Annotated in this window: 8 protein-coding genes; all 8 read left to right on the top strand. The window is 40.7% G+C overall.

The features are described from left to right. Window positions 1-5: 5 nt before the first annotated feature. The gene (locus tag DRF59_RS00655; protein ID WP_115956371.1) at window positions 6-1,724 is read left to right on the top strand and encodes a glycoside hydrolase family 43 protein; all 1,719 of its coding nucleotides are present in this window, start codon (window positions 6-8) and stop codon (window positions 1,722-1,724) included. Between the two features lie 87 nt (window positions 1,725-1,811). Next, a complete protein-coding gene (locus DRF59_RS00650; RefSeq protein ID WP_185144892.1) occupies window positions 1,812-3,416 on the top strand; it encodes a glycoside hydrolase family 43 protein in 1,605 nt (534 codons plus the stop codon). A gap of 93 nt (window positions 3,417-3,509) precedes the next feature. Next, the gene (locus DRF59_RS00645) at window positions 3,510-5,435 is read left to right on the top strand and encodes an alpha/beta hydrolase-fold protein (RefSeq protein ID WP_115956370.1); all 1,926 of its coding nucleotides are present in this window, start codon (window positions 3,510-3,512) and stop codon (window positions 5,433-5,435) included. Window positions 5,436-5,727: 292 nt separating this feature from the next. Continuing rightward, window positions 5,728-8,175: a glycoside hydrolase family 31 protein gene (locus DRF59_RS00640; RefSeq protein ID WP_206606735.1), complete on the top strand. Its 2,448-nt coding sequence runs from the start codon at window positions 5,728-5,730 to the stop codon at window positions 8,173-8,175. A 16-nt stretch (window positions 8,176-8,191) separates the two neighbouring features. Continuing rightward, window positions 8,192-9,565, top strand: a complete 1,374-nt coding sequence (locus DRF59_RS00635; protein WP_115956369.1) for a glycoside hydrolase family 43 protein — start codon at window positions 8,192-8,194, stop codon at window positions 9,563-9,565. Between the two features lie 131 nt (window positions 9,566-9,696). Beyond that, window positions 9,697-11,715, top strand: a complete 2,019-nt coding sequence (locus tag DRF59_RS00630) for an NPCBM/NEW2 domain-containing protein (protein ID WP_115956368.1) — start codon at window positions 9,697-9,699, stop codon at window positions 11,713-11,715. A 13-nt stretch (window positions 11,716-11,728) separates the two neighbouring features. Then, a complete protein-coding gene (locus DRF59_RS00625; RefSeq protein WP_115956367.1) occupies window positions 11,729-13,135 on the top strand; it encodes a glycoside hydrolase family 43 protein in 1,407 nt (468 codons plus the stop codon). Window positions 13,136-13,303: 168 nt separating this feature from the next. Next, on the top strand, window positions 13,304-14,680 hold the full coding sequence (locus DRF59_RS00620; protein ID WP_115956366.1) for a glycoside hydrolase family 43 protein: 1,377 nt from the start codon (window positions 13,304-13,306) through the stop codon (window positions 14,678-14,680). Window positions 14,681-14,682: the final 2 nt, after the last annotated feature.

Below are 14,682 nucleotides of genomic sequence, written 5' to 3'. Positions count from 1 at the left end.
TATATATGAAAAAGAGTCTAATGAATCCTGTTTTTTTAAGAAATAAAACCCATGTTATTGCAGTGGCAGCTTTACTTTCCATCAGTAACATCTCTGCACAGACTTTTTCCGACTTTAATTACCGTGGAAACGATAAAATATATAATGACAACCCTCTTAAACCTGACGAGTTCTATTCCCCGATTTTACAGGGCTGTTATCCCGACCCAAGCATCACCAAAAAAGGCGAAGATTATTACCTGGTAAACTCTTCTTTCTCAATGTTTCCGGGCGTTCCGATTTTCACGTCTAAAGATCTGGTAAACTGGAAGCAGGTGGGACACGTTTTGGACAGGCCTTCCCAGCTTAAAGTTGAAAATTCGGGCGTTTCGCATGGAATTTATGCACCGGATATCAAATACAATAAGCACAACGATACTTTTTATATGATTACTACCCAGTTTGCAGGTGGTATTGGAAATATGGTCGTAAAAACCAAAGATCCGGCAAAAGGATGGAGCGAAGTTCAGAAACTGAATTTTGATGGTATTGATCCCTCTATTTTCTTTGATGATGATGGGAAAGCATATATCGTTCACAATGATGCTCCGCCGAAAGGTACTGAGCAGTACAACGGCCACCGTGTTATTAAGATTTGGGACTATGATCTCGAAAAAGACCAGGTAGTTGCGGGCTCGGATAAGATTATTGTAAACGGAGGCGTGGATCTTTCCCAAAAACCCATCTGGATTGAAGGTCCCCATATTTACAAAAAGAACGGTAAATACTACCTGATGTGTGCAGAAGGCGGAACCGGAGGTAACCATAGCGAAGTGATTTTTATGGCAGATTCTCCGAAAGGACCGTTTGTTCCCGCTAAAAATAATCCAATTCTTACGCAAAGATATTTTCCGAGAGACAGAAAGGAAAAAGTGGATTGGGCAGGTCACGCAGATTTGGTGGAAGGTCCGGACGGACAATGGTATGGCGTATTTTTAGCAATTCGTCCGAACGTCAGCAACCGTGTTACCAAAGGCCGTGAAACGTTCATTCTTCCTGTAGACTGGAGTGGAACGTATCCTGTGTTCCAAAATGGCCTGGTTCCGATGAAACCAAAATTGAAAATGCCACAGGGCGTTCAGAACCAAGCCGGGCAAAACGGATTTTTTCCGAACGGAAACTTTACCTATAACGACAAATTAACCGATAAAAATCTTGATTTCCGATGGATTGCGATGCGCGGACCGCGTGAGAATTTCATTACTGCCACGAAAAATGGCGTAAAAGTGAATCCTATGGAGACTAATATCAAATCGTTGGCTCCGGTTTCGGCATTATTTCACAGATTGCAGCACGAAGACTTTGAAACCTCTGTAACCCTGGATTTCAAACCTAAATCAGAAAAAGAGCTGGCAGGAATTACCTGTTATCAAAGTGAAACATTCAATTATGTTTTCGGAATCACGAAAAAAGATAAAGATTTCTACATCGTATTGGAAAGAACAGAAAAAGGACAATCAAAGCTGATCGCCAGCGAGAAAATTTCATTATCCAAACCGGTTAAACTGCAGGTTGTTGCCGATAAAGATGAACATAGCTTCAATTATTCTTTGGATGGCAAAAACTTCAAAAATCTTGGCGGGCCGGTTTCAGGAGATATACTTTCTACTGATGTAGCAGGAGGTTTTACAGGAAGCCTTATCGGGCTTTACAGCACCTCTTCCAATGATATTGTACCGAATTAAGTTAGTATTAGCAATGTCACACTGAGCTTGTCGAAGTGTTTCCTTTTAAGACTGAAAAGAATCAAATCGAACCAAAATATCAAAAACGTGAAAATCAAAAAATCTTATATAGTTTCTTTATTGGGATTTATCGGGCTGAATCTTCTTTCAGCCCAGGTAAATCCTTCCGGAAAACAGAGTACTGCATTTACCAATCCCATCATCTGGGCAGATGCACCGGATTTATCCATTACCAGAAACGGAAATGATTTTTACCTGATCAGTACCACCATGCATCTGATGCCCGGAGCTCCGGTAATGCATTCCAGGGATCTGGTACATTGGGAAATGTCCGGGTATGTTTTTGACACTTTGAATGACAACTCAAAATATGATTTATTGAACGGAACCGTTTACGGCAGGGGCCAATGGGCTTCATCAATTCGCTACCATAAAGGGAAATATTATGTTTTGTTTTCTCCGAATGATGAACCTTTCAAATCTTATTTCTATGTAACTGATCATCCCGAAAAGGGAAAATGGAAACTCATCACCAGAACACGGCATTTTCATGATGCTTCTTTATTTTTTGATGATGACAGGATATACGTTTTTACTTCCAACAAAGTTTTTGAACTGAGTCCTGATTTTAAAGAAGTGATCGGAAATCCGGATGGAACTGAGGTATTTCAGAAAGATGCTTCGGAAACCGGACTTCTGGAAGGTAATCAGATCATCAAAAGAAACGGAAAATATTATATGATGATGATATCATGGCCAAGAAACGGGAAACGCCGCCAGGTAGTTTACAGAGCAAATAAAGTGACAGGTCCTTACGAGAAAAAAGTAATTCTGGAAGATAATTTTTTAGGATTTTCCTATGCAGGTCAGGGCGCTTTGATAGATGATAAAAACGGAAACTGGTATTCTCTTATTTTCCAGGACAGAAACGGAGTGGGACGAGTTCCGCTGCTTCTGCCTGTACAATGGGAAAATGACTGGCCAGTACTGGGGGATAACGGAAAAGTTCCTTTGAAAGGAGAAGTTCCGCTTCCGCCGTTCAAACCCAAAAATCATCTGGTGGAAAGCGATGAGTTCTCTGATAAAACAATGAAAATCCAGTGGCAATGGAATCATAATCCGGTGAATGAAGCATGGTCTTTATCTGAAAGAAAAGGCTTTCTGAGACTGAAAACCAGCAGGGTAGTAGACAATCTGTACGCGGCTCCCAACACTTTGACCCAGAGAATGGAGGGTCCGACTTCTTCAGCAGTTGTCGCAATGGATCTTAAAGGAATGAAAGATGGAGATGTAGCGGGTTTCAGTGCCTTCAACGGGGATTCCGGGATCTTGTCAGTAGTAAAGGAAGGTGAAGAAAAATTCATTGTTTTTTCAACCAACGAAGTGAGTCTGGACAATAAGACAAAAGCCATTACTGGAGTTAAAAAGGAAGAAAAAAAACGGATTCCTCTTAATTCTGATAAGATTTTCCTCCGTATCGATGCTGATTTTAACCTCGGGAAAGATCTTGCAGACTTTTATTACAGTACTGATAAGAAGAACTGGACGGAAATGGCAAAAGATTACAAAATGATCTTTGATTACCGTAGATTTTTTATGGGATCAAAATTCGCAGTTTTCAATTATGCTACTAAAAATACTGGAGGATTTGTAGATGTGGATTTTTTCAGAGTCACTGAAGCCGGAAAATAAGAATCAGATAAAAGTCTGTTGTAAACAGTAAGTAAAATATACCTATTATTTTTTTATCTCAATTAATAAGTGTAAAAAATACAAATAAAAATCATGAATAAATCAGTTATATGGGCTTTAGGACTTGTTTTGTCGGGAATGTTAGTTTCCGCACAAACTTTTGATCAACAGGCGCCGCAGGGTTTCGATGTAGAAAACGCTGCTGTTTCCCACGGGAAAATTGACACGATTCAGTATCCGTCAAAAACCGTTGGAACAACAAGAAAAGCTTTGGTTTACACACCGCCGGGATTTAAAAAAAGTGAAAAATATCCTGTTCTTTATCTTCTTCACGGCATTGGTGGGGATGAAAAAGAATGGTTCAATCAGGGAAAACCCAATATTATTCTGGATAATCTGTACGCACAGGGAAAACTGCAGCCGATGATTGTTGTACTTCCCAACGGCCGTGCGATGAAGGATGACAGAGCGACGGGAAATATAATGGCTCCGGATAAAGTGGAAGCTTTTGCAACTTTTGAAAAAGATTTACTGACTGACCTGATCCCGTTTGTAGAGAAAAAATATCCGGTTAAAAAAGACCGTGAAAACCGTGCTTTGGCAGGATTGTCAATGGGAGGCGGACAGACACAGAATTTTGCTTTCGGAAACATTGATAAGTTTGCCTGGCTAGGAGCATTTTCTTCTGCACCCAATACAAAAGAGCCCAATAAGCTTTTACCCAATCCACAGGATGCATTAAAGCTGAAGCTGATCTTTATTTCCTGTGGCGATGCAGACGGGCTGATGCCTTTCAGCAAGAGAACAAGCGATTATCTGAGAAAAAATAAAATCCCTCATATCTTTTATATAGAACCGGGCGGCCATGATTTTAAGGTCTGGAAAAATGATTTGTACATCTTTTCACAGCTGTTGTTCAAGCCTGTTGATAAAACTAAGTTTGAAGGATTTACCGTTTTGGGAACTCCCGCAGCAACTAATATAAGAAATGCCCAGTATCCTCAAATCCTTCCCGACGGAAGAGTAATGTTCAAAGTGAAGGCACCAGAAGCGCAAAAAGTTCAGATCGATTTAGGGAAAAAATATGACCTGAAAAAAGATGCTGATGGCTTCTGGACAGGTACAACTGATCCGCAAAGCGGAAGCTTCCATTATTATTCACTTCTGATTGACGGGGTTGCGGTTGCTGACCCATCCAGCGAAACATTCTACGGAATGGGAAGGTATGCCAGTGGAATAGATATTCCTTTCGAAGGAGATGATTTCTATGCATTAAAAGACGTCCCTCATGGAGATATCCGTATTAAAAATTTCTATTCCAAAGTCACCAATTCCTGGAGAAGAGTTTTTATTTACACGCCACCGGGTTACGATCAGAATCCTGCTGAATCTTATCCTGCACTGTATATTTTACATGGCGGAGGTGAAGATGAAAGCGGCTGGGCAAACCAGGGCAAGACCAATCTGATTCTGGATAATCTGATCGCAGAAGGAAAAGCAAAAAAAATGGTCATCATTATGCCGGATGCAAATATCGGACAAGGCGGAATCCGGAACTTTGGAGAGCGCAATCTTCAGATGTTTGAAAAAGAGCTGAAAGAATCCATCATTCCGTTTGCCGAATCTAATTACAGGATAAAAAAAGGTAAAGAAAACCGTGCGTTGGCAGGACTTTCCATGGGTGGAATTTATACGCTGTATGCCGGAATTCAGAATTCTGATATGTTTTCCGGTTTGGGAGTTTTCAGCTCAGGATATATGTTACCAATGCTTCAGGATGTTGCTGATAAGCAATACAGATTTTTAAATGAAAATAAATCTGCTTTTTCATCCAACATCAGAAATTTCTGGATTTCAATGGGTGGAAAAGATGATATTGCTTATGAAAACGGTCAGAAAATGCTGAAAGAACTGGATAAAACCGGAATTAAATATACGTACACAGATTATCCGGGAGGCCACACATGGCCGGTTTGGAGAAATAGTCTGCATCAGTTTGCCCAGGTACTTTTTAAATAATAAAGTGGCTTAAACTTTATAAAACCACAAAAGTCACAAAAGGTTTCCATTTTAAAACACTTGAGCTCACTTAAGTAAGTTTAAAAATGGGACCGCAGAAAAGTTCACATAAGACGAAAATCAAAGATTTTCACAAAAACTTAGGTGTACTTATTACGCATAAGGCCTGGCTCTGAAAAAACTTAAGTGTTTAAAACTTTTGTGTCTTTTGTGGTTAAAAACAATAAATGTAAAAGTTGCAACAGCTTCAATGTTTTAAGGTAATGATATAATAATTCAAATTTAAAATGAAATGAGCTTTACAAAGATGAACATCAAAACTTCCATTATTACAGTCATTATGTTTTCCGGAATGGTAAATGTCAGTGCGCAGTCTTATCAGAAAACAGATTCAGGATTGAAGTTTTTCGCTGATCATATGAATGTTGAAGTGAAATTTTATGGAGAAAATACGATCAGGGTTATTAAATATCCCGCCGGAAAATCATTTGTCAAAAATAGTTTGTCGGTCATTAAACAGGAGCAGAAAATCAGATTCTCCGTTTCAGAAAAAAATAATGTTATTTCATTAAAAACAAATGACCTTCTGCTTTCCATTAATACTAAAAATGGAGTGATCACTTATGCATTGCCATCCGGAAAAGAGCTTTTGAAAGAAACCGCAAATGATTTCAAACCATTCAATGATGCCGGAACACAGACTTATTCCGTAAGACAGGATTTTCAGCTTGAAAAGGACGAGCCGATCTACGGTCTGGGAATTCTGCAAAATGAAAAAATGTCCCAGCGGAATACCGATGTAAAAATGATTCAGAATAACACCTGGGATTTTGTGCCTTTTTTCCAGTCTGTAAAAGGGTATGGCATTTTTTGGGACAACTATTCACCCACACAATTTACCGATACACCTCAGAAAACCTCTTTCTCATCTGAAGTGGGAGATGGTATAGATTATTACTTTATCTACGGTAAAAATGCAGATGGAGTAGTGGCCGGAATGCGTGATCTCACAGGAAATGTACCCATGCTTCCTTTATGGACATATGGCTACTGGCAAAGCAAAGAACGTTACAAAAACCAGGATGAGCTGACAGAGGTGGTTAAAAAATACCGTGATCTGAAAGTTCCTTTAGACGGAATCATACAGGATTGGCAATACTGGGGAAATAATTACCAGTGGAATGCCATGGACTTCATCAGCCCCGATTATCCGGATGCTAAAAAAATGATACAGGATATCCATGATATGAATGCCCATCTTTCGGTTTCCATCTGGTCATCATTCGGGCCAATGACCAGGCAATATCGTGAAATGGATTCAAAGGGTATGCTTTTCAATATAAGTACATGGCCTGAATCAGGCCGTGATGTCTGGCCTCCGGATATGAATTATCCTTCCGGTGTCCGTGTTTATGATGCTTACAATCCTGAAGCCAGAAATATTTATTGGAAATATCTGAACAAAGGCGTTTTCAGCCTTGGTGTAGATTCCTGGTGGATGGATTCAACAGAACCTGATCATCTCAGCCAGAAAGCAGAAGATCTGGACACTAAAACCTACCTTGGCTCATTCAGAAAAGTAAGAAATGCTTATCCGCTGATGACGGTAGGCGGTGTTTACGATCATCAGCGTGAAACCACCAGTGATAAAAGGGTTTTTATTTTAACAAGATCAGCTTTTGCAGGCCAGCAGAGATATGCAGCCAACACCTGGTCCGGAGATGTCAATTCTTCCTGGGAAACATTGCGCAAACAGGTGCCGGCAGGATTGAATTTCAGTCTAACCGGAAATCCGAATTTCAACTCTGACATCGGTGGTTTCTTTGCTGGTACTTACAAAAGAAATGGAGGTTCAAAAAATCCAATGTTCCAGGAACTGTATGTCCGATGGCTGCAGTATGGAACCTTTACACCAATGATGCGCTCGCATGGAACCGATGTTGCGAGAGAAATTTATCAGTTTGGGAATAAAGGAGACGTTGTTTATGATGCGATAGAAAAATTCATCAGACTGCGTTACAGCATGTTACCGTATATCTATTCTGTTTCCCATGATGTTTCAAAAAACGGGTCCAGCTTTATGAGACCTCTTTCCATGGATTTTCCTTCAGACAAAAAAACATGGGATATGAATAATGAATATCTTTTTGGAAAATCATTGCTGGTGGCGCCGGTTCTCAATGCCCAGTATACTCCTGAAAAGACAGTTAAAACCGATGAAAATGAAGATTGGAATAAAACCGACAGCAATAAGGATAATTCGGTTTCAAATATAGATTTTACTCAAAACAAAAGCGTGAAAGTTTATCTCCCGGAAGGAACAGATTGGTTCGACTTCTGGACCAATGAAAAACACAGTGGAGGGAAAGAAATTCGGAAATCTGTTAATCTTCAGAGTATTCCTTTGTATGTAAAAGCAGGAAGCATCATTCCGTTGGGGCCAGATGTACAATATGCAACGGAGAAAAAATGGGATCATCTTACCATAAAAGTTTATCCGGGAAGCGATACCGATTTCATTGTATACGAAGATGAATTCGATAACTATAATTACGAAAAAGGATTCTATACAGAAATACCTTTTCACTGGAACGAAAAATCAAAAACATTGACGATAGCTGCCCGGAAAGGGAAGTACAAAGGAATGATTGAGACAAGGAGTTTTAACCTGGTTCTTCCTGATGGCCGACAGAAAACGGTAAATTATTCAGGGCAAAAAACAGATATTCATTTTAAATAAACTTAAAATATTGAATATGAAAAATTTAAGTTTAATAATAGCATTAGGGTTTTTCCAGGTTTGTTTTGGCCAAAATCCGATTATCCAAACCAAGTATACTGCAGACCCTGCACCGATGGTTTATAAGGATACGGTTTATCTTTATACGAGCCATGATGAGGACGATGCTTTCGGATTCAAAATGAAAGACTGGTTACTATACACTTCCACAGACATGGTCAACTGGACAGACCACGGTGTAGTGGCTTCGCTCAAAGACTTTAAATGGGTAAATACCGACAACGGTGCCTGGGCACCACAGGTTGTCGAAAGAAACGGTAAATTCTATATGTATTGTCCAATGCCGAACAATATGGGGATTGGTGTTTTAGTGGCGGACAGTCCGTATGGTCCTTTCACCGATCCTATTGGCAAGCCGTTGATCAAAAATTCTCTGGATGATATCGATCCCACAGTTTTAATTGACGACGACGGGCAGGCTTATCTGTACTGGGGAAATCCGAATCTTTGGTATGCTAAACTGAATGAAGATATGATATCTCTTGCCGGACCAATCACCAAAGACCCTTCGTTTGCGAAGGTGAAAGACCAGCCAGATCCTTTCAAGTATCAGGAAGGACCTTGGGTTTGGAAAAAAGATAACCATTATTATATGGCTTACGCATCAAAATGTTGCCCGGAAGGGATTGGTTACGCTATGGCAAAATCACCTACAGGACCCTGGAATTATGGAGGCGTGATTATGGATGGCGACCAGAGATCCAGCGGAAATCATCCCGGTATTATAGATTTCAAAGGCAGATCTTATGTTTTCGGATTCAACCATATGCTTAGGATGCAGACCATGAGCAAGCATTACGAACGCCGGTCTGTCAGTGTCACAGAAATTATCTATAATGCAGATGGAACCATTCAGAAGCTTCCTTTCTGGACAGCGGATGGCGCAAAAAGAACGGGTACTCTGGATCCTTATAAAAAAGTTGAAGCAGAAACGATGGCTTACAGCGAAGGCCTGAAAACAGAAATGGTCACAGAATGGGAACGCAATCAACCCTATAACAGAGGCAAAAAAATCACAGACCGTATCATCGTTACCTCAATTAACAATGGTGATTATATTAAAATCCAGGGAGTAGATTTTTCCAAAGGCGTAAAATCTTTAGATGTGAATGTTGCTTCTCTCTATGGAGGAAAAATAGAAGTACGTTCAGATGCTCTTAATGGGCCTGTGCTTGGCGTTGTTAACGTTACAGGAAAAGGTGAGGGTGAATTATATAAGACTATTAATACACCTCTTAAAAATGTAAGGGGAATCCACGATTTATATTTTGTTTTTAAGGGAGAAAAAGACCTTTTCTATTTCGATTGGTGGAAATTTAATGAAAATTAAAGCTGAATTCAGGAATATCAACAGGAATGGGCTTTAGCCCATTTTATAAAGAAAGAAATATAGGTGGCTTTAGCCAAAACTTAAGTCATTTGTTATGAGTTATAATTAATATATCAGTTACAATTTAAAAAATGTTCAGATTTAAACTCTTTATTTTCAGTTTTTTAATTGCCGGATACTGTTTAAATGCGCAGTCAACCGTTTGGTTAGACCAGTTGGATTTGAGCGTTGTAACACAGGGGCACGGAAAACCGGGCATCAATACTTCGGTGGACGGAAAACCTATAACCATTGCAGGCGAAGTTTTCAAAAGAGGCTTTGGAACCCATGCTGAAAGTTCTTTGTTGATTAGATTAAATGGCAAAGCAAAAAGCTTTACCGCAATGGTGGGAATGGATGATGAAATCAAAGGGCAGAATCCCGCTGCCGAATTTGAAATTTACGGCGACAACAAAAAACTTTGGTCAAGCGGGGTCATGAAATTAGGCGATAAAGCAAAGCCTGTTTCCGTTTTGCTGGAAGGTGTAAAACAATTAGAATTAGTCGTAACAGACGGCGGAAACGGACCTTATTATGATCACGCCGATTGGGCAGATGCTAAGTTTGAAACAGCAAACGGTGCAAAACTGATAACATTTAATCCGATTTCATCAGTACCTTATATTTTGACGCCAAAACCTGCGGCAACTCCAAAAATTAATTCAGCAGGCGTTTACGGAGTTCGTCCTGGCTCACCTTTTTTGTTCAGGGTTGCAGCAACGGGTGACAGACCAATGACTTTTACGGCAAAAAATCTTCCGAAAGGTTTAACAATAGATTCACAGACCGGAATCATCACTGGAAAAATAGATTCTAAAGGAAGTTATGAAGTGACTTTGAATGCTAAAAATGCGAAAGGTTCAGTTTCAAAAAAATTAAAAATAGAAAGCGGAGACAGAATCGCTCTCACGCCTACAATGGGCTGGAATAGCTGGAACTGCTTCGGACATGAAGTTTCTGCCGATAAAGTGAAACGTGCAGCAGATGCTCTTATAAAGTCGGGACTAATCAATCACGGATGGAATTATATCAATATCGATGATTCCTGGCAGTATAACAGAGATGGAAAAGACCCTTCATTCCAGGGAAAAATGCGTAATGAAAACGGTTATATCCTGACCAATTCCAAATTTCCTGATATGAAAGGCCTTGCAGACTACATGCATAACAATGGCCTGAAAATGGGAATTTATTCTTCCCCCGGTCCATGGACCTGTGGCGGATGTGCCGGAAGCTACGGTTACGAAAAACAGGATGCTGAAAGCTATACCAAATGGGGCGTTGATTACCTGAAATACGACTGGTGCAGTTATGGCGGAGTGATTGACGGGCTGCCGGATAATGATCCCAATAAAGTTCCTTCTCTTGCTTTTGAAGGTGGTGGGGATCCGGATAAAGGCGTGAAACCATTCAAACTGATGGGAAGTCTTTTGAAGCAGCAGCCGAGAGACATCGTGTATAACCTCTGCCAATACGGAATGGGTGATGTATGGAAGTGGGGTGATGAGGTCAGTGCACAATCCTGGCGTACCACCAACGATATTACAGATACCTGGTCAAGCGTAAAGAATATTGCCCTTGCTCAGGACAAGGCAGCTCCTTTTGCGAAACCCGGAAACCGGAACGATCCGGATATGCTGGTTGTTGGCGTTGTCGGCTGGGGAAATCCACATCAGAGCCGGCTGAAGCCTGATGAACAGTATCTTCATATGAGTCTGTGGAGTATTTTTTCAGCCCCGTTGCTGATTGGCTGTGACCTTGAGAAACTGGATGATTTCACTTTAAACCTTCTGACGAATGATGAGGTTATTGCCGTCAATCAGGATGCTTTGGGAAAACAGGGTGTTTGTTTGCAGACCATTGGTGAGCTCAGAATTTATGTCAAAGATTTGGAGGACGGAAGCAAAGCTGTGGCTTTTGCCAATTTCGGAAGAGAAAAAGTGACGCTACCCTATAAAGATTTCAAAAAATTAGGGATTTCAGGTGTTCAGACGGTTCGTGACCTTTGGAGACAGAAGGATATTGCAGAAATCAATACGGACAAAAAAGGTCTTTCATTGGACATTCCGGCACATGGTGTTGCCTATTATAAATTCATTTCACTCAAATAAATAAGATTAAGATATGAATCAACGAAACTTTAAATATATCACACTTTCTTTTCTGTTGGCAGGGATTGGTATTTCTGCGCAGAATCCGGTTATTCAGACCCATTTTACACCAGATCCTGCTCCCATGGTCTATAAAGGGAAAATGTATGTTTATACAGGGGATGATCAGCCGGGATTTGATTTTTATACGATGACCAAATGGCGGGTGTATTCCACGGAAGATATGGTCAATTATACAGACCATGGTTCGCCTATTTCTTTAGAGTCTTTCAGCTGGGCGCGGGACAGAGCCTGGGCAGCACAGTGTATTGAAAGAAACGGTAAATTCTACTGGTATATCTGTGTACAGACTGTTGACAATAATATGGCTATTGGGGTTGCGGTGTCTGACAGTCCTACCGGGCCTTTCAGAGATGCTTTGGGGAAACCTCTGATTTCAACCGGAACCTGGGATAATATTGACCCGACGGTTTTTACAGATGATGACGGACAGGCTTATCTGTACTGGGGAAACAGTAAATTATTTTATGTGAAACTTAATAAAGACATGACTTCTTATCAGGGACAAATCACAGAAGTTCCGCAATCGGTAGAAGCTTTCGGTGGGCTGAGACGTCCCGGAAAAGCTGATGAAGTTCTGCAAAAGCAGGAAAAATTTGATGACGTGTACGTAGAAGGACCATGGCTTTACAAGCGCAACAATCAATACTATATGATGTACGCCGGAATGACCGGAAGAACAGAATGTTTATCCTATTCAACCAGTCCATCTCCAACCGGGCCGTGGAAATATCAGGGGAAAATAATGACCGACCAGCCTACTAACAGCTTTACCAACCATGGCGGAATTATCGATTTCAAAGGAAAGTCCTACCTGTTTTACCATACCGGACTATTGCCGGCCGGAGGAAGCTACGGACGCTCAACTGCTGTAGAAGAATTCAGATATAATGCTGACGGGACTATTCCGAAGATCACCATGACCAAAGAAGGTGTAGCTCCGGCTGGAACCTTAAATCCATATCAGAGAACCGAAGCCGAAACTATGGCATGGTCGGAAAAATGCAGCACTTCCGAAAACAGAAAAACCGGAGTGTATGTCTCCGATGCCAGAGCAGGAGGGTATATCAGGGTCCGTTCGGTAGATTTTGAAAAGGGAACTTCAGGATTTTCAGCTTCCGTTGCCGCAGGAATTGATGGCGGAATTCTGGAAGTTCATCTGGATGATGTTAAAGGGCCAAAAATAGCCGAGATTGAAATTCCGAGAACCGGTGGCTGGGAAGAGTTCAAAACCCTGACCTCAAAAATTTCAGAATCTGTTTCCGGTGTTCACGATGTCTATTTTGTGTTCCAGGGGAAAAATATTACGGCAGGAAGAAAGTTATTTAATTTCGATTACTGGAGCTTTCAGAAAAAATAAGATTAAAATCCTCCTCTTTTGGAGGGGTGGCAAAAAATCGAAGATTTTTTGACGGGGTGGTTAAAATGGCTATAAAAATATGAGAAACCAAATTTCGAAAACCTTAATAATTCAACCATTTAGCTCCTACAGGTGATAGCGGCCTTACTGCTCAAATAAAAGTTAAATATGAAAAAAACAATAAAGGCAATACTTAATCTCTGTTTAACAGGATATTCGGGAATATTACTTTCTCAGAACCCTATTATTCAGACCAATTATACTGCAGACCCGGCACCAATGGTGTACAATGACAGACTGTACGTGTACACCACACACGATGAGGATGATTCCACCTGGTTTACCATGAACGACTGGAAAGTGTATTCCACCAATGATATGGTCAACTGGACAGATCACGGAACAATTCTCTCGTATAAAAATTTCGATTGGGCAAAACGCGATGCCTGGGCCGCACAATGTGTAGAAAGAAACGGAAAGTTTTTTTTATACGTTCCAATGTGGTCCAAAACCAATAACAAAGGCGCTATAGGGGTTGCCGTTGGCGACAGTCCGTTGGGGCCTTTTCATGATCCGCTAGGAAAACCTCTTGTTCAGAGCGAATGGGGAGATATTGATCCCACCGTTTTTGTAGATGATGACGGACAGGCTCATATGTATTGGGGAAATCCCAAGCTTAAATACGTAAAGCTAAACGAAGATATGATCTCCTATTCCGGGAATATTACAGAAGTTCCGATGACCGAAGAATCATTTGGCAAAAGGGATGGAAAACCCAATCCGGAAAGACCCACAAAATACGAGGAAGGCCCGTGGCTGTACAAAAGGAAAAACCTGTATTATCTTTTCTGGCCGGGTGGCCCGCTTCCTGAATTCATAGGCTATTCTACAGGAAAAACAGCACAGGGACCATGGAAATATGGAGGAATTGTAATGCCTACTGAAGGAAAGTCATTCACCAATCATCCTGGTGTTGTTGATTTCCGGGGGAAAACCTATTTCTTTTATCACAATGGTGCATTGCCGGGCGGAAGCGGTTTTACAAGATCGGTAAGTCTGGAAGAGCTTACATTCAATAAGGACGGTTCCATTTCACCATTTAAAATGACTAATGGAATTACAAAAGCTATCGCAGCAGTTAATCCTTATTCATTCAATCAGGCAGAAATGATTGCCTGGTCAGAAAATGTAAAATCGTATCAGAATAAAGAGGCTGGTGTTTTCATCAAAGCAAAGAAAAATGGAGCGTATACCAGTGTAAAGAACGTTGATTTCCGGAAAAAAGGAGCTAGTTCTTTTTCTGCAAGAGTAGGGACTACCCATAACAGTGACGTAACAATGACCGTTCATCTGGATGCTGTGAACGGACCGGTTGCCACAACAGTAAAGGTTCCGATGACGGGAGGAGATGACCGCTGGGAAACCGTAAAAGTTCAGATGGCTGAAAAGATTACCGGTATTCATGATCTGTACTTTGTATTCAATGGAAAAGCCTCAACAGATATTATGTATTTCGATTACTGGACCTTTCTTGAAAATAATTAATT

The organism is Chryseobacterium flavum, assembly GCF_003385595.1.
GTDB lineage: Bacteria > Bacteroidota > Bacteroidia > Flavobacteriales > Weeksellaceae > Chryseobacterium > Chryseobacterium flavum.
This window is presented reverse-complemented; position numbering and strand designations above follow the sequence as displayed.

Excerpts from the sequence above, each read along its gene's own strand:
- DRF59_RS00640 (WP_206606735.1), top strand. The coding sequence starts at position 5,728 with ATGAGCTTTACAAAGATGAACATCAAAACTTCCATTATTACAGTCATT.
- DRF59_RS00645 (WP_115956370.1), top strand. The coding sequence starts at position 3,510 with ATGAATAAATCAGTTATATGGGCTTTAGGACTTGTTTTGTCGGGAATG.
- DRF59_RS00620 (WP_115956366.1), top strand. The coding sequence starts at position 13,304 with ATGAAAAAAACAATAAAGGCAATACTTAATCTCTGTTTAACAGGATAT.
- DRF59_RS00635 (WP_115956369.1), top strand. The coding sequence starts at position 8,192 with ATGAAAAATTTAAGTTTAATAATAGCATTAGGGTTTTTCCAGGTTTGT.
- DRF59_RS00630 (WP_115956368.1), top strand. The coding sequence starts at position 9,697 with ATGTTCAGATTTAAACTCTTTATTTTCAGTTTTTTAATTGCCGGATAC.
- DRF59_RS00655 (WP_115956371.1), top strand. The coding sequence starts at position 6 with ATGAAAAAGAGTCTAATGAATCCTGTTTTTTTAAGAAATAAAACCCAT.
- DRF59_RS00625 (WP_115956367.1), top strand. The coding sequence starts at position 11,729 with ATGAATCAACGAAACTTTAAATATATCACACTTTCTTTTCTGTTGGCA.